Genomic DNA, 23,139 nt, shown 5'->3' with positions numbered 1-23,139 from the left:
GATGGTAACATTTTCGTTACCATCCTTTTTCTATAATGCTCCCAATAAGCCTTTCATGATTACAGCAGCTTCCGCTCTAGTGGCGTAATCCTTTGGCGCAAATTCATTGTTTAAACGTCCCTTCATGATACCTAGTCGAACCACAGCCTTAATATCCCCTAAGGCCCACGGACTAATATAGTAGCGGTCGGCAAAGGTAATGGCTGGCAGTTCCTTAATCTTATCCATATTTCCTTTTTTCTCATAGGCCCTGATCACAAGAGCAGAAATTTCTTCCCTCGTAATCCACCGATTTGGCGCAAAACTTCCATCACCCATTCCCTTTACAACACCAGCTCGATAAGCTGCCTCAACAAAGACTGCCTTATTGGTCTCTTTTCCTACATCTTTGAAAATTCCTTCATAGTCCTTTACAGGAATTTCCAAAACATTTACGATAAACTCAGCAAACTCTGCTCTGGTAATCTTATCCTCAGGTCTATATTCCGAGCCTTTCTTTGGCGTAATAATCTTTTTGCTTCCCAAGTCAAGAATATCGTTCCTTCCCCAATGATCAAATACATCTGTGAATATTGCAGTTTCAAAGGTCCAGGTCTTATCAATCTTCTTCTCTGTCTTATCTTCAAAAATGATGCTTCCCTTGACTGTGGCTGTATATTTCTCACCCATATCAAAAGAATCTACGGGAATCATAATGATACTATCCTTCAAATTATCGTCGTTCTGAGGTGTATTCAAGAAGACTTCTACGTTCTTTCCTTGACTGTTGCTTAACGTGGCCTTATCTATAGAGAATTTGACAATATTTTTTCCTGTAAAATAAGATAGGGTTACAGGATACCCAACTTTTTCTTTTTTTCTATGAATTCTTAATGGATCTGGTGTTTCATTTCCGTCCCAAGAAACAGTCACTCCCTTTTGATGATCTAAGGGATATACGACCAGTTGATCTTCTCCTGCCGTTTTCCCGCCGAATAGGAAAGAATAATATTTGTCACGGCTGCTATAGCCCAAATCAGACAGATAAGGATTTAACCATGAAAATCGATGGTAAGGAGCATCTACCAAACCATTAACAGCCTCCCTATAGTCTTTCTGCCCACTGCTGACATTTTCACTGATAAAACTGCTGGTATACCCGAAGCTGGCTGCCCGATCCTGAGGATTTGTTCCCACAAAACCCTTTCGATTTGCTGATTCTACATGGGTAAGCTCTTGATTGATCGTCATATAATCAGCATGGGCTGAAGCCGCTGCATTCAGCGATGGATCTAATTGAAATGGCGTGAGTTGAAATTGTCCACGATATTGATTCGCATATTCGAGTGCCGTTTTTTGTTCTGTATTGGGAGCGGAGAGCTGCTCTACAGCCTGATCACTCACCGTAAATTGCCAACTCCGACTAATAGGTTTAGACCATTCCTTTAATACTACACTGACATCTACGGTATGGCGCCCTCCTTTAATAGCTTCTGATGGTATGTACTCGATAGACGCTGTCTCCTTATTATATTTCGCCTCTACCTTATTACCATCCAGCTTCATATCAATATTTTCAATTACATTATTATTTAGGATGATCTGCCAGCTGATCGTTGGCTTTGATACCATAACATTGCCTTGGGGCATTGGCGTATATAAGGATACCCCTTCACCAAAGACAGTTCCACTCCAAGCGAAAATAAATATTATACATGTCAATAAGACTTTATATATCCATCTATTTCTCATTTACATCCCTCCTCTCTTCTATTGTAATATAAAAATTAGTCATTTTTTCCTATTGTCTCTAAAATGTAATATTCGTTGCCAAACTGAAATAAAAGAAGAAGAACCCTTCCGGGTTCTTCTTCTTTTATCAACCTTAACCTCAGCCTCAACCTCGGTTCTATACGATTCCCTGAGCGATCATTGCTTCTGCAACTTTTAAGAATCCAGCAATATTTGCTCCTGCTACTAAGTTGTATCCAAAGCCATACTCTTTCGCAGCTTTCATGGAGTTGTTATGGATGTTGATCATGATTTGGTGAAGCTTCGCATCTACTTCTTCAGCTGTCCAAGCCATTCTCATGCTGTTTTGAGACATTTCTAGAGCTGAAGTAGCTACACCACCAGCATTTGCTGCTTTAGCAGGTCCTACAATTACACCATTCTCTAGTAAATATTCAACAGCTTCGTTTGTTGTAGGCATGTTTGCACCTTCAACTAGGTACTTAACACCATTAGCAACGATTTGCTTAGCATGTTCCATCTGAATATCATTTTGGATCGCACATGGCATAATGATATCTACTTTTACACCCCATGGTTTTTGTCCTGGGAAGAACTCTACGCCATATTTATCAGCATAAGGCTTGATGCTTGCGCCTTTATTTTCATTTAATAATTGTGCAATAAATTGAATTTTTTCACCAGTTACACCATTTGGATCATAGATATATCCGTCTGGCGCAGAAAGTGTAACAACTTTACCGCCTAGTTCTTCAACTTTTTGACATGCACCCCAAGCTACGTTACCGAAACCTGATACTGCAACAGTTTTGCCTTCGAAAGTATCACCTTCATGCTTTAATATCTCATGGGCAAAATATGTTACACCAAATCCTGTAGCTTCAGGTCTGATTAAGCTTCCGCCATATGTTAAGCCTTTTCCAGTAAGTACTCCATTCTCGAATGCACCTTTAATTCTCTTGTATTGTCCATACATAAAACCGATTTCTCTTCCGCCTACACCGATATCTCCAGCAGGAACGTCTACATCTGGTCCGATATGTCTATATAATTCTGTCATAAAGCTTTGGCAGAATCTCATGATCTCAGCATCTGATTTTCCTCTTGGATCGAAGTCAGAACCACCCTTACCGCCGCCAATTGGAAGACCTGTTAAAGAGTTCTTAAAAGTTTGCTCAAATCCTAGGAATTTCATTACTGAAACATTTACTGTAGGATGGAATCTGATTCCACCTTTATAAGGTCCGATTGCACTGTTGAACTGTACTCTGAAACCTCTATTTACTTGTACTTTCCCGTTGTCATCTGTCCAAGGTACTCTGAATATGATTTGTCTCTCAGGCTCAACCATTCTTTCTAGAATCCCTGCTTCTTGATATTCTGGTCTTTTCTCGATAACAGGTGTTAAAGAGTGTAGTACTTCTTCAACTGCTTGCAAAAATTCAGGTTCATTGGCATTTCTTTGTTTTACAGTTTCAAGCACTTGTTGAACGTAAGTATTCATGACATCACTTCTCCCTTTTTTTATTTAAAATAATCCCACGGCATGTACCAGCGATTTAGACACCCATGCAAGTTTGTTTTTCTTAAGCTTCATCTAAACACGATGCATTGCCATGTTAATAAATCAAAACCTTAAAGTTCGTAGAGTTCACACCACATCTACATTTTCTCTTGAATAGTATTGCATTTTTTGTCCTTGTTTCATTCAATTATCTGATTTTGTTAATTTTTTAACCCAGGCCTATTAAAAAAAAATGCAAAAGCATACAAAAAGGGTGTGAAAATGTTTTCCTCTGAGGATTATTCTTATGGCCTCAGTTCCTAGATTATAATATCACACCCTTTTTTCTTTGTAAACACTCTAACTCAAAACGACTAAACTTTTTACAGTGATGTTAATTGACAGAATATTCAACGCAGTCATATATTCCACTTCTTTTTTTACCTGCTGTTGAATTTGCTTTGCCAATACCCTTAATGGATTCCCATAGACCATGATGGCATCCATGGTAATCACCACACCATCAGGCCCAGTCACCACATCGATTCTCGCTACCTTAGAAACGCCAATGATTTTTAAAGCCGCATGGGCCACCAGGTCACTAATCACTTTATCTGAAATCGTATACCTGCCCATATAACTGAAGGTTGGCCGTACCACAGACTTTTCCGACACATCAATGGTATTATCTTTTCTGCGTCGTAAAATCTTAAGAGGATCTATAAAATACCCTGAAAAATCTTGTTTGATCTCAAAGGTAGGCACAGGAATAACATGCTTTCCTAAGTCTCTTCTTTGTTTCTTAGCCGCCTTCCGCTCCTCTTCCGTGGAAATATCCTCAATATATACATATTCCTGAATAGGGGAAATACCCAATCGCTGGGCAATCTTATTCACCATTCTTTCTGAGGTTCCCAGGATCAAAATACCTTGCACGTTTCTTTCATGAATGGCTTGCTTTACCAAATCCCGATGTCCATCATCATGAAATAGTGCACGCTTCACAGCACCAACTGCGGTTGACTCCCTCTTAGCAGACTTTCCTGCAATTATTTTATTTTTCTGAACTAATAATCCATCATCAATAATACAATCCAAATCTTTTTCATGGGACAAGGTTATGGCACGATAGCTTTTTCCTGTACCACTTTCCCCGACCAAGGCAACAACTTTCATGGAAAACCTCCTCAAATCGGCCACTCGCTACTCGCTTATCGCCTCTAGAACTGCTCTTATTGTATGCGCAATTATAAATATTTTACCACAATCACACAAAAAACAAAAATTATCTTTTACCCTACCACTTCTACTAGCTGGTTTTGCGAGCAGCGAGGGGCGAGTGGCGTGCACCGACATACAATGATAATCATTATATATTAGCTTTTTTCTATTTTTTTTATTTGTTCTTTGTTGTCCTTCCCAGGACCTTTTGCTATAATACAATTGTCGTCTTAGACAAATATTATGATATCTATTGAAGGAGGAATATATTATGGCTTATGTAATTAATGATTCTTGTATCAGTTGTGGAGCTTGTGAACCAGAATGTCCAGTGAACGTAATCAGCGCTGGTGATGACATTTATGTAATCGATGCTGACGGATGTATCGATTGTGGCGCATGCGCAAATGTATGCCCAGTAGACGCTCCTGTTCAAGCTTAATTTGTTCTACATAAACAAAAACCTTAGCCTATTGGCTAAGGTTTTTTTCATTCCGGAGCAGGGTTCTTTGATTCATTTTACTCAGAAACTTCAAAATTGCCTTTTCCTCATTTAAGGTTATTTCTCCTAAAACAACACTCAAGAGATCTGAATGGACGTTTTGATTCTTTTCCCACAAGGATTTTCCCTCTTCTGTCAATCGAAGGATAAATACCCTTTTGTCCTCTTGTGACTTCTGCTTTTCTACAAACCCACAGGATACGAGCTTGTTGGTAGAAGAGGCCACTATACCGCGATCCATCTCCATTTCATTGACCAATTCATAAATCTTTTTCGACTCTACTTCTCCAATTTTCTTCAATATATATATGTCCAATAGAGATAATGTCTCCGATTTCATGCCCGCTTTAAATCCAGTACGATCATAGGTTAAAACCCGATGTACTAAACGTTCAATCATTTTATTAATTTCCTTATGGTAGTTTGCCATCTTCATCACCCAACGCTATAGATTGGTGTCATTATATCATAGTTGAGAATGTGTTTCAAATGTAAAAAAGAAAAACGGGTCAGCTGTCGCCATGATCAACTGCCCGTAATTTTGATTATTCTGTCGCTGCTACCTCTTTTAATGCGCTCATTATATCATCTACACGATCTAATGCTTCAATCAATGCCGGCACTACATCGTAAAGATCTCCTACGATGCCATAGTCAGCCACCTGGAAAATAGGGGCCCCTGGATTCTTATTGATGGCAATAATTACATCGGAGCTCTGCATACCTGCAATGTGCTGAATAGCACCGGAGATTCCACAGGCTATATAGATTCTTGGCTTTACAGTCTTACCCGTTTGCCCAACCTGATGGTCATGATCGATCCAACCTGCATCCACCGTGGCACGGGACGCCCCTACAACACCACCTAGCTTACTTGCAAGCTTTTTCAAGATTTCAAAGCCTTCTGCTTTACCCAGACCTCTACCGCCTGAAACGATGACTTCTGCCTCTTCTAAAGCCACCTGCTGCTTATCTGCCTTTACAATCTCAAGAACCTCCGTACGAATATGCTCTTTCTCTAATACAGCAGGGAAAGCCACAATTTCACCAGAACCGGACTCTACCTTCTTTGCTTTATCCATAACACCAGGACGTACCGTAGCCATCTGAGGTCTATGGTTTTGACAAATGATGGTTGCCATGATATTTCCACCAAAAGCAGGACGTGTCTGTAATAGTTTTTTGTCCTCTGCATCGATCTCCAATTTTGTACAATCTGCTGTCAATCCTGTATCTACCCTGGCTGCAACTCTTGGTGCCAAGTCTCTTCCTATATGGGTAGCACCCATGAGTACAATCTCTGGCTTTAATTCTTCTATCATATCACTAATTACTTTTGTATAGCCATCTGTCGTATAAGTTTCCAACAGCCCATGCTCTGCCAAATACACCGTATCTGCTCCATATTGGGTAAGCTCTTTGGCTAAGCCCTCTACCTTGTTTCCTAACAATACAGCACAAAGCTTCACACCAATTTCATCTGCTAGCTTTCTACCCTCTCCCAGCAATTCAATGGCAACAGGCATGATCTTACCCTGTCTTTGCTCTGCAAATACCCATACATTCTTATATTGAGCAAGATCCTTTTTGCTCTTTTCTGATTCCTCTCTGATGATCGCCTCAAACTTACATGCCTCAAGACATGCACCGCAGGCAACGCATTTATCGTTAATGACTGCTTTCTTGCCTACCATCTTAATGGCATCAAAAGGACAAGACTTTAAACAAAGCTTACAACCAATACATTTATCTTCTAATATAAAAATCGCCATCTGTCTCCCTCCTTTTCTCCCCTATATCACATGTTTTTGTTTCAAATTTATAACAAGCTGTTCAACCATTTCCTTTGTTGTACCCTTCAGCATGATGCCTTTTCCCTTTGGCTCAGGCGTAAAGGAACGCTTTACCTGGGTAGGTGAAGCTTCTAAACCAACTTCATCCTTGTTCACTTGGATATCTAACGAAGTCCACACCTTCACTTCTTTAGAACGGAAAGCATCATATATACCTCCGATGGACATATATCTTGGATGATTCAATTCCTTAATTGCTGTAAGAAGTACCGGCGTTTTCACTTGAATTACCTCATAGCCATCCTCTAAAGCTCTTTGCACTTGAATGTTGTCTCCCTGTACCTGGAAGTTCTGTACATAAGACACCTGAGGAATTCCCAGTCTCTCTGCCAACTGAGGTCCTACCTGAGCCGTATCACCATCAATAGCTTGTCGACCAGCAAAAATGATATCGTACGCACCAATCTTCCTCACTGCCGCTGCCAGCGTATTGGAGGTAGCCCATGTATCCGCACCTGCAAAAGCTCGGTCACTTAAGAGTATGGCCTCATCAGCTCCCATGGCAAGGCATTCCCTCAACATTTCATCCGCTTGAGGCGGTCCCATGGTAATGACAGTCACATGGATATCTTCTTGCTGATCTTTTAACTTCAGCGCCTCTTCCAAGGCATTTTTATCATCTGGATTTAAAATACTTGGCACACCATCCCGAATCAGTGTTCCTTTCACTGGATCTATCTTAACTTCATTGGTATCCGGTACTTGTTTTACACAAACAATTATTTTCATTTTTCGAGCCCTCCTTTTTTCGGTATACGGTTCACGGTTACCGGTTCACGGTAAAACCATTCTCTTTTCCTTAATCTTTTCCGCGCACCTCGTACCGCGCACCGAAGAATATGGTCAAAATTTACTAGAAATAAATATCTATTAGGATGTCAGGTCTATCGTACTGCTATTTTATTACTGCAGCTGAAATGACCATTCTTTGTACTTCTGATGTTCCTTCGTAGATTTCTGTGATTTTTGCATCCCGCATCATACGCTCTACAGGATAATCCTGGGTATAGCCGTATCCACCATGGAGCTGAACAGCCTTTGTGGTCACAGCCATGGCTGTCTCTGCAGCAAATAATTTCGCCATAGCAGCTTCTTTTCCATAAGATAAGCCTGCTGATTTTCTCCACGCAGCATTATAGACCATCCATCGTGCAGCATTTACCTTTGTCTCCATATCTGCCACATCAAACTGCAACGCTTGGAATTTACCGATTGGTTTTCCAAACTGTTCTCTTTGTTGAATATACTTTATGGTTTCATCTAATGCACCTTGGGCGATTCCTAGAGCCTGGGCTGCAATACCGATTCTTCCGCCATCAAGGGTAGCCATGGCAATCCCAAATCCTTTACCTATGGAACCCAATAAATTTTCCTTTGGAATTCTACAGTTTTCAAAGATCAATTCAGTCGTTGCTGATCCTCGAATTCCCATCTTCTTTTCTTTTTTTCCAATGCTAAATCCTGGTGTTCCCTTTTCTAAAATAAATGCCGATATACCTTTCACACCTTTAGAGCGGTCCGTCATGGCAAAAATAACATAGGTATCTGCAGCCCCGCCATTGGTGATAAAAATCTTGGTGCCATTCAGTACCCATTCCTCTCCATCTAATACTGCAATGGTTTGCTGTCCTGCTGCATCGGTTCCTGCATTCGGCTCTGTTAATCCAAAGGCACCTATTTTCTCACCCTTCGCCAACGGCATGAGATATTTCTTTTTTTGTTCCTCTGTACCATACTTTAAAATTGGCCAGCAAGCCAAAGAGTTATGGGCAGAACAGATTACACCTGTAGTACCACATGCTCTGGAAAGCTCCTCTACTGTGATGGCATAGGAGATTTCATCCGCACCTGCACCACCATACTCCTTAGGAACAATCATCCCCATCATTCCATAACGATTCATCTTCTCAACCGTTTCCATTGGAAAACGCTCTGTTTCATCGATCTCTGCTGCCAAAGGCTTTACCTCATTATCTGTAAAATCCTTTAACATTTTTCTAACCATTTCCTGCTCTCTGGTTAATTGAAATTGCACATCGATTCCCTCCTCTATATTTAACATGGATATTTTTTTAACAACTTCAGTGAAAATAATATGCATATTTTATGCCAATATGTTAATTTCGTTAAAAATTAATCATTTATATAGAAAGGACTGTATCCTTTACCTTTGCTCCTAACTCAGTAACAGCTCAAGAAAACTCCGTGAGTAACTGGAACTGCTCAATCATATACTAACTGTCATTCTGAGCGCAGCGAAGAAACTATGACTTCAAAAGACAGATTCTTCACTACGCTCAGAATGACGGTGGTATGGATTTTTTCAATATTTTCCATCTTATTTCACTTTTTTTCATTCCATGTAAAAAGAGTGTACATATTTATGTACACTCTTCACCAATCACTATAACGATCCTTCATATTTTGTTAAATACATAACTAACATTCGTCCGCTTTTTCACACACTGTCCATTTTTCCGCACAACAGTTCACTTTTTTTTAGTTCCCCTTTTACATTATATACTCGCCCTAGCATCTCAACCTCAGCCTCAGCCTAAAAAAGCCCACCTTTAAAAGATGGACTCTCATGTTTATAATTGACTATGCTTTAGTAAGAATGATAGGGTGAACAAGCTCTCACTTAAATGGACGTTTTCTACGACGATTTCATCGGGTACCATTAGATCAATAGGTGCAAAATTCCAAATCCCTTTTATTTTTCCCCGGATCAATCGATCTGCCACACCCTGTGCCTGGGGTCCAGGTGTACAGATAATCCCAATATCGATATTATTCTCCTGTATATACTGCTCTACGGTATCAATATCATGAATTTCTATATCTCTAATTTTTAAACCAACTAGCTTAGGATTCATGTCAAACATCGCTTTAGGCACAAATCCTGATTTTTCAAAATTCGTATAATTCGCAATAGCTTGCCCAAGATTTCCTGCGCCAATGACAATGGTATTATAGGTTTTATCTAACCCTAAAATCTTTCCAATTTCATCGTATAAGGCATCTACATTATAGCCATACCCCTGCTGTCCAAAGCCTCCAAAGTTATTTAAGTCCTGTCGGATTTGGGATGCAGTAAAGCCGATAACCTTACTTAATTCTTTGGATGATATCCTTGTAATATTTCTATCCAGTAAATCCTTTAGATATCTATGATACTTCGGTAATCTTCTGATTACAGCCATGGAAATTTTCCCGTTATCTCTCTCCATCCAAATCTTCTCCTATTTCATATGATTTTTGTTTAACATTATAACATTCTGACATAATTTTGTCAATTTGTGGTTACATAAATGCGCTTTCCATATATTCTGCCGCTTTATGGTACACATTATGAGAGCAAGGATTTTCTTTACATGTCTTTTTTGATACAATAGAAACATATGCTTTAAAATTTTGGAGGATTTTTATGATTATTTTATCTTGTAACAATCTAGCAAAATCCTTTGGTATAGATGTGATTTTAGACCAAATTTCCTTTTCTGTCAACCAGGGAGATAAGGTAGGAATCGTAGGAGCCAATGGTGCTGGTAAAACAACACTCTTTAGAATACTCACGGGTCAATATGCCCACGATACTGGTGATATTTATCTGTCTAAGAATCTTTCCATCGGTTATTTAGCGCAAACCAGTACGCTCAATTTGGAAAATACCATCTTTCAAGAAGTGCTGCAGGTTTTCCAGGAACTTATTGCCATGGAAGAAAAGCTTAGATCTCTAGAGCAAGATATTGCAGCTGCTGGTGAGAATAATAACAGCGAAGAACTAAACCGATTGATGGAAGCCTATGCCAAACTGTCTGATGAATTTCAGCATCGTAACGGCTATGGCTATCGCAGCGAGCTTCGGGGAGTACTAAAGGGCCTTGGCTTCCGCGACGAGGAATTTGACCAACCAATTTATCAGTTGAGCGGTGGCCAAAAAACCCGATTAAACCTTGCAAAGCTCTTATTAAAACAGCCAGATATCCTCATGTTGGATGAGCCTACAAACCATTTGGATATTGAAGCCACTGAATGGCTGGAAGGATTTCTAAAGACATATAAGGGTACGATTCTCATCATATCCCATGACCGCTACTTCTTAGATGAGATTGTAGATAAGGTATTTGAAATTGAAAATACCACCTTGACCATTTATCAAGGCAATTACAGCAGCTATGTAGATAAGAAAAAGATTCTTTTTGAACAGCAGCTAAAAGAATACGAATCCCAGCAAAAAGAGATTCTTCGCCAAGAGGAAATTATTCGCCGCTTTAAACAGCATGGCACAGAAAAGCTTGCAAAAAGGGCAAGAAGCCGCGAAAAGCGTTTGGAACATGTGGAAGTGATCGATCGCCCTCTATGGTACAATAAACGAACAAAAATCCGTTTTGAAACCCAGGTTAAGAGTGGTGATGATGTATTAAAGGTAGAAAATCTCAGTAAGTCCTTCGGAGATCATCGGCTCTTTGGGGATGTGGATTTTCAGGTTTATCGAGGAGATAAGATTGGTTTAATTGGACCAAATGGTATCGGAAAATCTACATTATTAAAAATACTGCTTGGTAGACTTCCCCATGATACAGGTACCATTAAGATCGGTCATCATGTAAACCTAGGTTACTATGACCAGGAGCAATCTGATCTGAATTTCTCTAACAGCATTATTGACGAGATATGGCAGGAGAATATTCGATTTACCCAGACGGAAGTTCGTACCCTTTTAGGTTCCTTCCTTTTTAGCAGCGAAGATGTATTTAAAATAATTTCTACCCTAAGCGGCGGTGAAAAAAGCCGTGTGGCCCTATTAAAGCTGGTTTTATCAAAGGCAAATTTTCTTCTCATGGACGAGCCCACCAACCATCTAGATATCGCGTCTAAAGAAGTTCTTGAAGATGCACTACTAGGCTATGATGGTACCTTGTTGGTTATATCCCATGACCGTTACTTTTTGAATAAGGTCACCAATAAAATCTTAGAACTTTCCCCAGATGGTATCCTTCAATATTTGGGTAACTATCGCTACTATCAGGAAAAAAAGCGAGAACTTGAGACCCCAATGGATGAAGAAAATCAAGGTGGGAAAACCAAAACGCAAATGAAGGATGAGAAAAAGAAAGATCGAGAGAAAAGAGAAGAGACAAAAAAACGTAAGCAGGAACAAACGTCCATCGAGGCTGAAATCACTGCCACAGAAGTACGTATTGCAGATTTAGAAGCCCTTATGTGTCAGGAAGAGATCTATTCAAATCCTCAACGAAGCCGAGAAATCCATGAAGAAACCACCCAGCTGAAGACAGCCCTAGAAGTCCTATACAGCAAATGGGAGGAATATATCGAATAATAATTATACACTACCAAAAGGGACAGGCTTACCTGTCCCTTTTGCAATATTATACAGTCCTCAGAATATTTATTGTAAAACTCTTTAAAATATAATAGAATTACTCTTAATATATTACTTTTAGGAGGCTCACTATGTCTAAAGACCTTATCAAAGAAGCGCAACGCTGTTTACAATGTAAAAACCCACAATGTCAAAAAGGTTGCCCCATTGCCACCGATATCCCTGGATTTATCTCCAGTTTTTTGAGTGGCTCCATTGATGAGGCAGGTCAGAGGATTTTTGAAAACAATCCTCTTTCCATCATATGCTCCCTTGTATGTCCCCATGAGCATCAATGTGAGGGCCATTGTATCCTTGGAAAAAAAGGAGATCCTGTTAAGATTAGTAATATCGAAAACTATGTCTCTGAGTATTTCTTAACACGAGGTTCCGAGGAGCCAAAAGTTCCATTAGATAGCCGCATAGCCGTTATCGGCTCTGGTCCTGCAGGCTTGACTGCAGCCTTCTATTTGGCAGGCAAAGGCCATAAAATAACCCTTTTTGAAGCCCAAGATCGGGTAGGCGGTTTCCTTCGATACGGCATCCCCGAGTTCCGATTGTCAAAAAACATATTAGACAAGATTGGACAAAAACTTCTATCCATGGGTGTAAAAATTAGACCCAACACCCTCATTGGTCCTGTCATTACCATCGATACCCTCTTCGAAGATGGCTATGATGCAGTCTTTATTGGTACTGGTGTTTGGCGGCCCAATGTTTTGCGTATCAAAGGCGAAAGTCTGGGCCATGTTCATTATGCCATTGACTATCTCCGCAGTCCAGAAGCCTACAATTTAGGCAACAAGGTTTGTGTGGTCGGGGGTGGCAACTCTGCCATGGATGTAGCAAGGACAGTAATCCGCAATGGGGCCAAGGACGTGATGATCCTTTACCGACGCGACCGGGAAAGTATGCCTGCCCGGGATGTAGAGATAGATATGGCAAAAATTGATGGTGTAAAATTTCAGTTTTTCACTTCCCCCATAGAGATTCTCGACAACGGTATAAAGTGCGTCAAGACAGCTATCGTTGATGACAATCTTCAAATCGTACCGGATTCTGAGTTTATTATTCCTGCAGATAGTGTGTTAATCGCCGCCAGCCAAGGACCTCAGAAGAATATTGTTTCTACTACCGAGGGCATTGATATCAATGACCGGGGGCTATTGATTACAGATACCCACGGTATGACTACCCGAGAAGGAGTTTATGCTTCTGGTGATGTGGTAACTGGAGCAAAAAATGTGGTGGAAGCTGTTCGAATGGCCAGGGACGTGGCAGAGGAAATCCATCACTATGTCCAGGAGAAGTTAAAATAAAGGTCTACTGCCATGTCAGCTGGTCTCTTATTTTGATGTGATTTGTAAAGCTCCCAGGCTTTGATTCGATAGCATATACACTCTCTTTGATATAGCCTGTATACTGCCAAGGGCCCATATCTTTAACAATATAAATAATCCGTTTATTTATATCTAGGAAAACAACATCTATGGCAAATTTCATATAACAGGTATGGATCGATTGACAATGATAAATAATCATACCATAGTCGTTATCGATCCTGCTTCTCCCTAATAAGCCTCGGGTCGCTTTCTCTGGTGTATTGGCATGTTCCAGGTTACGAATCAGTAATTGTCCTGTAGATACGTTCTTTAACACAGGATCACCTCTCTTTATACTTATGGTATTATTTTCATCGTATGTTTGTAACCACTTTCTTTCATCCTATTGTAGAAGAGGTTCCTGCTTCCCTGCTGTTCCAGTGATTTATCAACATTTCTCCACATGTCATCCAATCATCTTCTAGAGAAAAAGATGAAAAACCCATGTATAGTTGCCAAGTTATATGTTAAACTTAATGTAAAGAATAACAAGTTTATTTATCCGCTCAGTTTTACGCATCTTTCTGTAGTATTTCTCATACATATATGGTAAAATAAACACGTTAAACCCCACCGGGGTGGTGAAATATACAAATTTTAAAGGGAGGTTTATACAAAATGGTATTTGAAAAAATAAAAAACATTATTATTGAACAATTAGGATTGGATGATGATGTTGAAATCTCAGCGGCAACATCTTTGATGAAGGATTTAGAAGCTGACTCCTTGGATGCAGTTGAAATCATCATGGCTATCGAAGACGAATTCGATGTAGAAATTCCAGACGAAGATGCTGAAGGATTCAAAAACATTGGTGATATTGTAAAATATGTTGAAGAAAAAATGTAGTTTGGGTATCCAAACTACTTTTTTTATTCGCTTTTTTATTTAAATTTCCGTTATACTCTTCATCTTTTGGGCATATATATAATAAGTGGATTTCTGTGCACTTTTATCCACATTTTTTCCACAGAATCCACATATTTATCCACATAGGAAAGTTGGTTTTCCCTATGTTTTTTTATTTATTCACATTATCCACAATTTCATCCACATGTCTGTCCACATTTTTTTGAGGATAATGGCATGTTGTTAAAATTATTTTGCCGTCATTCATATTTCGAGTTATCGTAATTCTTGCTTTCTCATTCGGTACACGGTGCACGGTACACGGTCCTAAAATCAAAAGATTATAAAGCTATAACAAAACCCACGGATTTTTACACCATGGGTTTTGTTATGTACAAAATAAAATTATATACTTTCACCAGTTAGCCGTAGGGAGCGGCCCCTGTGCCGTTCAGTTATTTCTATACCTACAATGCATTATTTATACCTTTCGTATATCTCTCCCAATTTCAGATTGGGTACGGCATTCAAGTATAAATCTGCCGTGTTGCCCTTCAAATAATTATAGTATGCAGCACAACCGATCATGGCTGCATTGTCTGTACACAGCTGCAAGGAAGGATATCTTACCTGTAAGCCTAATGCCTCGGCTTTTTTCTTAATCCCTTCCCTAAGTGCACTGTTGGCTGCTACACCACCAGCCAATACAATTTTATTCACATTTTTTTGTCTTGCTCCCTCTAATGTCTTGTGGATAAGCACCTCCATGACAGCCTGTTGAAAACTTGCAGCCACATCCTCTATCTTGATTTCTTCCCCTTTTTGGCTTTGAGAATTTAAATAGTTTAAAACGGCCGATTTTAAGCCGCTAAAGCTGAAATCATAACTATCATTTTCTAAGTATACCCGTGGAAAGTGGATTGCATTGGCATCCCCTTGTTTTGCCAGCTGATCAATGATAGGTCCCCCAGGATATCCCAGGCCCATGGCTCTGGCCACTTTATCAAAGGCTTCACCTACTGCGTCATCCCTGGTTTTACCCATAATTTCATACTCACCATAGTCTCTTACGTAAGCCAAGTGAGAATGTCCCCCTGAAACAATCAAGCACAAAAAAGGAGGCTCAAGGTCTGGATCTTCGATAAAATTAGCATAAATATGCCCTTCAATATGGTTAACACCAACTAGGGGTATGTTTAAAGCATAGGCCATGGCCTTCACCGTCGATACCCCTACCAGCAAAGCCCCTACCAAGCCTGGGCCATAGGTAACCCCAATATGATCAATCTGACTAAGATTCACACCTGCCTCGTCCAAAGCATCCTGAATAACCATATCCACGTTCTCCACATGTTTCCTAGAAGCAACCTCTGGTACAACACCACCGAACTTCTTATGCTGTTCTATTTGTGTAGAAATCACATTTGAAAGAACCTCTCGCCCATTCTTTAGTACGGCCGCAGAGGTCTCATCACAGCTTGTTTCTATGGCTAAAGTTAGCAGATACTCTCCGTTTTTTCCTCTTTTATCATCCCTCATTCGACTCACCTGCACTTATCTTTTGTATGTCTTTTTTATTATATCCAAATCATTTGGAAATAGCAAAACCATTTGTATCTTCTAATATAATTCTCCTCTTTCTTTCTTGGGAGCTGGTTCTGTTATTTGTGTCTCTTTTTCCATGGTCAGTGCCTGGGTCTGCATTTTCTTTATCTCCTTTTCTTTTGTAAGATTTAGTATTTTGTAATTTCCCATGGATAACGCAGCAATCAATATGGTATTTAAAAAAATTAAGAATATCAGTTCTACCCATGATTGGCTAAAGACGTTGGGGTTTTCATTCCATAGTGCATAATGATGTACACCAATTACAATAAAAGAAGCTATAAATGAAATTAGCTTAGGAATCATTTCTTTTGTTTTGTCATTCAAAAAAATCTCTTTAATCACTTGCGTAATCAAATTTACTGCCAAAACCATGGTAGTTACCGAAGACAGATAATCCATGTTGAACAAGCTGATTGCTTGTCTTGAAACCTCTTCTCCCATATTGCCATCTCCCTCTCGATCCATCTAAAAAATCCCTATGCTACTATATATGCGATAAAAAATAATTTGCTAATGTCCCGTTCTCTATTTTTATTAAGCCTTTGCAGGAAAATGCATAATAAGATTGAGTAAAGACAGTAGGGGCGCGGGTTCCCCCGCCCGAAGACCACAAATCCCTACTTACCTTTGATTTATGTAGGGAAGGCCCCCCGTGGCCTTCCGTTTGTAGGATGGTAATATCTAACGGTGCCTATGGCGGAACGGCACGGGGGCGCGTTCCCTACGGTTTTTGCCTTAACCTTAGTCTATGCGACATTTACACCGCATTCTTCATCTACTAAATTTTATTCTCATACTTATTCTTTTTTCAGAGATACTAATATGGATAGGAAATTCAATAATAGGAGCTGATGCCCATGGAAAAAGATTTTCGTCCCCAGCCTCAACCTGAAGCAAACAAGGCAGATCAGAATCAAAACGAAAACCCGGATATCCGAAATCAAGATACTTCTATGGAGAATGAATCCTTATTTCATCGTCTTGGCGAAGTAAATGTCATGCCCGATGGTATGTTATCCCCTGTTGATGAGACAGCCTATGTAAATTCGATCATCAACGAAAATGCTACAGAGATTGATGATGAAACACGTTCAAAAAAATAAGCAACGGAGGTTGCTTATTTTTCTTATGTGCACTTATGTTTGATCCATATCAACGAGGATTTCGTCCACCAAGTCGATATCACACTTATGTTCCTTTGTGAAGTGTCCACAATTTTCACAACTGATGGGATACTGGGCTGAGGAGGTAAGCCCGCTGCCTTCTACAGGACTGTATTCACTGCACAGAGAAGCTACTGCATGGAGCTGTTCTTTACTCGCCATATTATGTCACCTCTTCATTTCTTTAATTTTGAAATTACTTTCCCATAATTTATTATCTGTAAACTAGCTTTATATATGCAAACCATGTTTTAATGCAGTGGAACTTTTACGTAATACATAAAAAATGTATGCCAAATACAGATCAAAATTAAGATCGAGATTAAAATATCGTAGGGGTTGCATAGTATGCAACCCGCCTAGATACTGATCGCTTTCTTTGGGGCGCATACTATGCGACCCCTACAGCTTTAACATTAACATGAAGAACGTACTATAAAAGCGGGTGACCCACATCACCCGCTTCCACTATCATCTATTCTTCTATTATTCTAGGACGTCTGCTCTCTTGGATAACATCCTTTATGTTCATCAGATATGCACCAATTCCAAAGGAAACCACAACAAAAGATGTGAATACTCCTAGATATGGAATATACGATACCAGCTTTAAGATAAATACCCCAAGCATGACTGGCAGTAATGGTTTTTCATCTCCCTTTAGGATCAGTCTGCCCAACCAAAGGGCTGCTGGCAGTTTAGCCAAATAGATGGCTAAACCATATAGAATGAAGGATATAACCCCTAAAGGAATCCCAACCACTGTAATCATGAACAAAATAGCTGCCACAGGTGTTACAATCAATCCCACAAGGCCGATTCCTACAGCATGCCATGGCTTCTTTTGAATGGTATCAGCGGTTCGTCTCATAAACCCGCTAAAGAGCAAGGTTAGAATTGCTGCAATAATCAAATAAGCTGCTATGCCCACTGCTTTCCAAACAATATTGAATACCTTAATGCCTTCCTCAGCCTTCTGTCTTGCATCATTATCTATCCGAAACTGAGATTTTTTATACTCAACCTCTCCTGCAACAACACCCTCAGGAATCCGCAGCTCATGCTCACTGCTATAGGTAAGATTTCCTTCGACTCTTCCATTAGGGCCAAAATTAATCTGGTCCGTCTCTAATCGAACATCCCCCTTTATGATCCCATTGATTTGAACGGTTCCTGCACCACTTCTTAGGTCTCCGCCAACAATTCCATCAATGATGATGTTCCCTGCAAACCCATTGATGCTTCCATCTACTGCAGCATTTTCACCAATAGTGATATCTCCTGCAAGGGCTGTTACATTCTTGCCTACCTCACCTTCAATCACCACATTACCTGATGCAATCCTTATGTCACCTTCTACCCTTCCGCCGATGATACTTCTGCCACCTGCTGCAAGGATATCACCCTTTACAATCCCGGTATTTTCAAGTACCCCACTGGCAGCAAACATATCCCCTTGAATCGTACCATCATTTCTTATACTATCACCAGCACCGAAAAAGTCTTTTGCTACACTTTCTCCTTGCTGTATCACGATGTTGGCTGCCTGACCGTTATCAGCAAAGATCATCGTCGGCATCGCGCCAATCAAAATCACTAAAATCAGTAGGTATATCCGTCCCTTCATATATGCAACCTCCCTTTCTAATTGTCATTCATCCTAGGTGGTTCTAAGGAGATGATAGGCTTTCCAAATTTACTATCAATAACCGCTCCGATACCAATGGCTTTACCCACAAATACCAAAGGCTTTCCAACAATCGTTAGCTCGATAAGTCCATAAATCAACGTTCCAATAAACAACTCCATCATCTGAGACCAATCTTTATCTAACGCTGTCTCCACCTTTTTTCCAATGGCAAGCTTCACTGCCGTATTACCTGTAAAAGATAAGAATCCCATTAACGGCATCAGCAGTAATAGGAATGGAATGCCAATGACAACCATTACCAATATAGCAGCCAATACATAGAAGCCTACAATAACCAAAATCCCAATAATGAAATTTTTGCCCATATCATGATTCACCGCAATGGACATATGATCAAAACGATCTGGTAACAATAAAACAGCCAAGATTGAAAAAATGTATCCAATAATAACCTTTCCTAAAGTCAAGAAAAATATCAAAGCCAGTAAAGCACTTACACCTGAAAGTCCTCCGATGCTAAAGCTTGCAACACTAACCTTTTCACCACCTATTCGGGCACCCGGCGCTGTAATCATCTTACCACCCAGCACTTGCACCGCATCTCCGCTTATGCTTCCTTGCTCTGTAACGTTAATGCCACCGAACACAGCCACAGTATCACCGCTTACGCTGCCATCGATCTTTATGTTCCCAAAGATTGCAACCGCATCGCCGTTTACCTTTCCTTCCACGCGTATATCTCCAAAAATTGCAACGGTACTGCCATATACCACCGTATCCTTTGGCACATGGATATCTTCAAAAACCCCTATCATATCCGATACCTGTCTCACATTACTAGCAAATACAGTACCTGTAATGGAAATTATCAAGATCATTGTTACTGTCATCATGAGAATCCATTTATTTTTCATAGGATCTGCCTCCTCTATAGCCAAATACATCTGTCAGCTTTATCAATACATACTGGGTGAACACCAAAATACTGCATAGAAATGCTACAATCGTCATATAAATCCCCATTCGGCTGTTTAAAAATGCCGACATATACTTTAGTGCTTTTATAAATACGAAGAAGGTTTCTCCTAGGGCCTTCCCTGTTAAACCTAGTAAACCATACATGCGATTTCCTAAGTCAATCACTCTCATAAAGGAGACAGCACCCGTATATCCATCTTTCCAGTCAATGGTTCCAAAACGAATGTAAAACCCAATACTCAGTATGGCAAACACACAGGGCACAGTCAAAGCCAGCCAAAACTGAATCTTGCTTGGAACAGGCTTAGGTTCATACCGCTTCAAGTCAAGTTGTTCAAGGACCTCTATCTCAAAGTTTTCCGGTGCTTCAAAATCTTCTAGTTCTTCAACACCCTCTAAAGCTTCCCTCATCCATTGGAAGTCCAACCTACATGTGCTGCACGCTGTTATATGACAATCTAGTTCTTTTTTTTCAAAATCATTGATGGTTTGATCAAAATATTTCATCGTTAGCTCTGAAGCTCTTTTGCAGTCCATATAGATTCCTCCTCCTTAATTTCCTTTAGCCGTTCCTTTAACATGCTCCTAGCACGATGCAGTCTGTTCTTTACCTTTGACATGGGCAACTTCATTACATCACAGATATTCTGATAAGAGAGACCCTCCTTGTGGTACAGAATCACCAAAGCTTTATAATCAGGGGGAAGTTCCTGTATCACACGTTCGATTTCATCCTTGTTGCATCGATGAAGATACATATCCTCCGCACTAGCTGTATCATAGGGCATACTTAGTTTCTCATCCAAAGGCAAAGCTTGATGCTTTTTTCTTCTAAGATAGTCGATGGAGAGGTTCGTTGCAATCTTAAAAATCCATGTTGAAAACTTGTACTCAGGGTTATATTTCAGCAAATTATTGTAGGCTTTGATGAAGGTTTCCTGGGATAAATCCCTGGCTTCCTCCGCATCACCAACCATCCGCATACAGATGGAGTACACCCCATTTTTGTATCGTCCGATGATCTCTCCAAACTTGTCTCCATCACCCTGTAGCACATCTTCTATGATTTTGTGGTCTAAATCCTGCAACATTACCACCTCGCTTTACCCTTTCATTTATCATTACGTAAGGGTTTTTATTTTGTATGAAAAAATAGTTACTAAAATAAATATTTATTTATATCCTACGCTCATTCATGGAAAAAATCTAGGCAAAACGCCTAGATTTTTCTCTAACCCTTTATTTTCATGAAAGTCATTCCTACACTAAACATTACCATTACAAGCCATGATCCAAATACAATAAATCCAGCCTTCTTACGACTCATTTGATGAACATAGGCAAGCCCTATGGTGGCTAATACTAAATACCAAATGCTAAACACGTCTAAAGTGGAAAACAACGTATGCAAAGCAGTACCTTGGGCAGCATCTGGAAGGAATGCGGCTGATGAAGTATACACAATATAACTGTTTGTAATCACAGAAATGATGGTTCGTATTCCCTCTCCGAACAAATTGATAAGGTACCCATACCCCACCACAGAAAGAACAGCCTTGAACTTCCCTTTTCCCCCGCTAATCCGGGATATGATATGTACAATCGTTGATTTCATGAACATGGTAATAAAGGGAATCAATACGGCTGTCACGATACCCGTCCAATAGCCAATCTCTATGATATTGGCAGGAAGTTGATCCATATCAATTCCCTGGGCAGCATACTGGGTCATCATAGCATCTTGGGTGAATGTCCGCAGCATATCCAGCTTTGGTAAGATCAATAAAGCAAAGCCAAAAATAATCACAAGTATTGGAAATAAAACCTTCGGTTTTTCTGATAAATATTCCATAGTCTTATCAGGTTCTATGACTAGATATTTCACCCGCTCCCACCATGAAAGCTCAATAATCTGTTTTTCTTCCTGCATCAACACATCCGTGTTGTTTTCAAATTCAGACATTTTATTATCCCCCTTTTCACTGCGGGCGAACACTGTTCGCCCCTACAACCTCACCTATCGGGCGATTCGTGAATCGCCCCTACCAGTGTTTACTCGATCTCGGTCTTGATCTCAATCTTTTACCCTACTCATATCTCAGTGCCTCAATCGGGTCTAGCTTGGCGGCCTTATTGGCTGGATAGATACCGAAGAAAATCCCAACGCCGGCAGAAAACAACCACGCAATCATAATGGTACTGATTGATACACCCGGTGGAATCTTGATAAACATAGAGATCAACAAGGAGAATCCTATACCTAGCACTGTACCAATAATTCCTCCGATGACGGAGATAATCACTGCTTCCACAAGAAACTGCATCAGAATGTCCTTGTGCCTTGCCCCGATAGCCTTGCGGATACCAATCTCCCGTGTCCGCTCTGTCACAGATACCAGCATGATGTTCATGACACCAATCCCTCCAACAAATAGGGATATGGCTGCGATAGCACCTATCACGCCGGTCATGATTCCTGTAATCTTATTTACCATCTCAAGCTCACCTTCGGCAGTATAGGTTCTATACTTGTTTTTTCCTACGTTTCCATGTCTTCGCTCAACAAGCTTTACAATTTCCTTTAATGTATCCTGTACATTTGTATCCTTCTCTAAGTTCAACTCTATACCATATACCCGATCTCCAATGCCCAGGATTTTTTCCATGGTAGTCAATGGAATATAGATATTAGAAGGCTGCTCAAAGTTTGCCACATTGCTAAAAGGGACCTTGGGGGTCTTATATAAACCAACGATGACAAGGGACAGATTTCGATACCTCATCTGTACCAAAATTCGTTCTCCCAGTACATTGGTTCTTCCGAAAACCTCTAGGGCGGTCTTTTCATCGATGACAACCACCTCCCGTTTGGCTTTCATATCCCCTTCCATCAAAAATCTTCCATCCATCATTTCTATGGTCTCAATTTTATTATAGATTTCATTGACACCATTCAAAGAAATATTTTGAAGTTCTTTTTTGGATACGATTTTTCCACTGTCCTGCAAACTCGGACTGATGGCTGCAAGCCGATCTGAAAAGGCCTCTTTGATGGCATCCACATCTCCATGGGTAAAATAGTCACGGTCTGTAGGGGTTTCCTGCCAGTTTGTAGACATGAATGCACGATTCACACCAAACTGTTCAAATTCTTTCCCTATAGCACTCTGGCTTCCTTGCCCAATAGCCACTACTGCAATAACAGATGAAATACCAATGATAATACCCAGCATGGTTAGCAAGGACCTCATTTTATTCACCCAAATGGCATTGATGGCTACCTTTACACTCTCTATAAAATTCATTTCATC

General features: G+C 40.1%; 23 protein-coding genes. 5 read left to right on the top strand and 18 right to left on the bottom strand.

Features of this window, described 5'->3' with window-relative positions:
• Positions 1–30 precede the first annotated feature (30 nt).
• The 3 genes from K0R93_RS07590 to K0R93_RS07580 form a co-directional block, all read right to left on the bottom strand.
• Positions 31–1,731: an S-layer homology domain-containing protein gene (locus tag K0R93_RS07590; RefSeq protein WP_300299611.1), complete on the bottom strand. Its 1,701-nt coding sequence runs from the start codon at positions 1,729–1,731 to the stop codon at positions 31–33.
• Between the two features lie 157 nt (positions 1,732–1,888).
• Positions 1,889–3,235, bottom strand: a complete 1,347-nt coding sequence (gdhA, locus tag K0R93_RS07585; protein WP_300299609.1) for an NADP-specific glutamate dehydrogenase — start codon at positions 3,233–3,235, stop codon at positions 1,889–1,891.
• Between the two features lie 360 nt (positions 3,236–3,595).
• Positions 3,596–4,411, bottom strand: a complete 816-nt coding sequence (locus tag K0R93_RS07580; protein ID WP_300299607.1) for an Asp23/Gls24 family envelope stress response protein — start codon at positions 4,409–4,411, stop codon at positions 3,596–3,598.
• A 316-nt stretch (positions 4,412–4,727) separates the two neighbouring features.
• On the opposite strand from K0R93_RS07580, the gene K0R93_RS07575 reads away from it, so the two are divergent.
• A complete protein-coding gene (locus K0R93_RS07575; RefSeq protein WP_300299605.1) occupies positions 4,728–4,898 on the top strand; it encodes a 4Fe-4S binding protein in 171 nt (56 codons plus the stop codon).
• Between the two features lie 28 nt (positions 4,899–4,926).
• Here K0R93_RS07575 and K0R93_RS07570 read toward each other — a convergent pair whose 3' ends face one another.
• From K0R93_RS07570 to K0R93_RS07550, 5 genes are all read right to left on the bottom strand, one after another.
• On the bottom strand, positions 4,927–5,388 hold the full coding sequence (locus K0R93_RS07570; RefSeq protein WP_300299603.1) for a MarR family winged helix-turn-helix transcriptional regulator: 462 nt from the start codon (positions 5,386–5,388) through the stop codon (positions 4,927–4,929).
• 115 nt (positions 5,389–5,503) lie between these two features.
• Positions 5,504–6,730 carry an electron transfer flavoprotein subunit alpha gene (locus tag K0R93_RS07565; protein WP_300299601.1) on the bottom strand — a complete coding sequence of 409 codons (1,227 nt, stop codon included), beginning with the start codon at positions 6,728–6,730 and terminating at the stop codon, positions 5,504–5,506.
• Between the two features lie 21 nt (positions 6,731–6,751).
• The gene (gene etfB, locus K0R93_RS07560) at positions 6,752–7,540 is read right to left on the bottom strand and encodes an electron transfer flavoprotein subunit beta (RefSeq protein ID WP_300299599.1); all 789 of its coding nucleotides are present in this window, start codon (positions 7,538–7,540) and stop codon (positions 6,752–6,754) included.
• Between the two features lie 166 nt (positions 7,541–7,706).
• Positions 7,707–8,846 (bottom strand): acyl-CoA dehydrogenase, encoded by a 1,140-nt coding sequence (locus K0R93_RS07555; protein ID WP_300299597.1) that lies wholly within the window; start codon positions 8,844–8,846, stop codon positions 7,707–7,709.
• Between the two features lie 556 nt (positions 8,847–9,402).
• The gene (locus K0R93_RS07550; RefSeq protein WP_300299595.1) at positions 9,403–10,041 is read right to left on the bottom strand and encodes a redox-sensing transcriptional repressor Rex; all 639 of its coding nucleotides are present in this window, start codon (positions 10,039–10,041) and stop codon (positions 9,403–9,405) included.
• 197 nt (positions 10,042–10,238) lie between these two features.
• Here K0R93_RS07550 and K0R93_RS07545 point away from each other — a divergent pair, with 197 nt between their 5' ends.
• Together K0R93_RS07545 and K0R93_RS07540 are read left to right on the top strand one after the other, a co-directional pair.
• Positions 10,239–12,155: an ABC-F family ATP-binding cassette domain-containing protein gene (locus tag K0R93_RS07545; RefSeq protein WP_300299593.1), complete on the top strand. Its 1,917-nt coding sequence runs from the start codon at positions 10,239–10,241 to the stop codon at positions 12,153–12,155.
• A 134-nt stretch (positions 12,156–12,289) separates the two neighbouring features.
• Positions 12,290–13,516, top strand: coding sequence for an NAD(P)-dependent oxidoreductase (locus tag K0R93_RS07540; RefSeq protein ID WP_300299591.1), 1,227 nt, complete (start codon positions 12,290–12,292; stop codon positions 13,514–13,516).
• A 4-nt stretch (positions 13,517–13,520) separates the two neighbouring features.
• Here the strand turns inward: K0R93_RS07540 and K0R93_RS07535 are convergent, their stop codons facing one another.
• The gene (locus tag K0R93_RS07535) at positions 13,521–13,856 is read right to left on the bottom strand and encodes a DUF192 domain-containing protein (RefSeq protein ID WP_300299589.1); all 336 of its coding nucleotides are present in this window, start codon (positions 13,854–13,856) and stop codon (positions 13,521–13,523) included.
• Positions 13,857–14,197: 341 nt separating this feature from the next.
• Here K0R93_RS07535 and acpP point away from each other — a divergent pair, with 341 nt between their 5' ends.
• Entirely contained in the window at positions 14,198–14,428 is a 231-nt protein-coding gene (gene acpP, locus K0R93_RS07530) for an acyl carrier protein (RefSeq protein WP_300299587.1), read from the top strand.
• Between the two features lie 477 nt (positions 14,429–14,905).
• On the opposite strand, the gene tsaD is transcribed toward acpP, so the two are convergent.
• On the bottom strand, positions 14,906–15,967 hold the full coding sequence (gene tsaD, locus K0R93_RS07525) for a tRNA (adenosine(37)-N6)-threonylcarbamoyltransferase complex transferase subunit TsaD (protein WP_300299585.1): 1,062 nt from the start codon (positions 15,965–15,967) through the stop codon (positions 14,906–14,908).
• 81 nt (positions 15,968–16,048) lie between these two features.
• A complete protein-coding gene (locus tag K0R93_RS07520; protein WP_300299583.1) occupies positions 16,049–16,501 on the bottom strand; it encodes a hypothetical protein in 453 nt (150 codons plus the stop codon).
• 392 nt (positions 16,502–16,893) lie between these two features.
• Between K0R93_RS07520 and K0R93_RS07515 the strand changes: the two genes are divergently transcribed.
• A complete protein-coding gene (locus tag K0R93_RS07515; RefSeq protein WP_300299581.1) occupies positions 16,894–17,139 on the top strand; it encodes a hypothetical protein in 246 nt (81 codons plus the stop codon).
• A 33-nt stretch (positions 17,140–17,172) separates the two neighbouring features.
• Here the strand turns inward: K0R93_RS07515 and K0R93_RS07510 are convergent, their stop codons facing one another.
• The 7 genes from K0R93_RS07510 to K0R93_RS07480 all read right to left on the bottom strand — a co-directional run bounded on the left by K0R93_RS07510 (position 17,173) and on the right by K0R93_RS07480 (position 23,133).
• Positions 17,173–17,361, bottom strand: a complete 189-nt coding sequence (locus K0R93_RS07510; protein WP_300299579.1) for a hypothetical protein — start codon at positions 17,359–17,361, stop codon at positions 17,173–17,175.
• A gap of 313 nt (positions 17,362–17,674) precedes the next feature.
• Positions 17,675–18,826: a bactofilin family protein gene (locus tag K0R93_RS07505; protein WP_300299577.1), complete on the bottom strand. Its 1,152-nt coding sequence runs from the start codon at positions 18,824–18,826 to the stop codon at positions 17,675–17,677.
• A gap of 17 nt (positions 18,827–18,843) precedes the next feature.
• A complete protein-coding gene (locus tag K0R93_RS07500; protein WP_300299575.1) occupies positions 18,844–19,764 on the bottom strand; it encodes a hypothetical protein in 921 nt (306 codons plus the stop codon).
• A complete protein-coding gene (locus K0R93_RS07495; protein WP_300299573.1) occupies positions 19,754–20,365 on the bottom strand; it encodes a hypothetical protein in 612 nt (203 codons plus the stop codon). The genes K0R93_RS07500 and K0R93_RS07495 overlap by 11 nt, the downstream gene beginning before the upstream one ends.
• Positions 20,338–20,919 (bottom strand): RNA polymerase sigma factor, encoded by a 582-nt coding sequence (locus K0R93_RS07490; RefSeq protein WP_300299792.1) that lies wholly within the window; start codon positions 20,917–20,919, stop codon positions 20,338–20,340. Before K0R93_RS07490 ends, K0R93_RS07495 begins: the two co-directional genes overlap by 28 nt.
• Positions 20,920–21,059: 140 nt before the next feature.
• A complete protein-coding gene (locus K0R93_RS07485) occupies positions 21,060–21,791 on the bottom strand; it encodes a Yip1 family protein (RefSeq protein ID WP_300299571.1) in 732 nt (243 codons plus the stop codon).
• A gap of 124 nt (positions 21,792–21,915) precedes the next feature.
• Positions 21,916–23,133, bottom strand: coding sequence for an ABC transporter permease (locus K0R93_RS07480; RefSeq protein ID WP_300299569.1), 1,218 nt, complete (start codon positions 23,131–23,133; stop codon positions 21,916–21,918).
• Between the last annotated feature and the right edge of the window lie 6 nt (positions 23,134–23,139).

The organism is Anaerosolibacter sp. (genome assembly GCF_029240175.1).
Classification (GTDB): Bacteria; Bacillota; Clostridia; order Peptostreptococcales; family Thermotaleaceae; genus Anaerosolibacter.
This window is presented reverse-complemented; position numbering and strand designations above follow the sequence as displayed.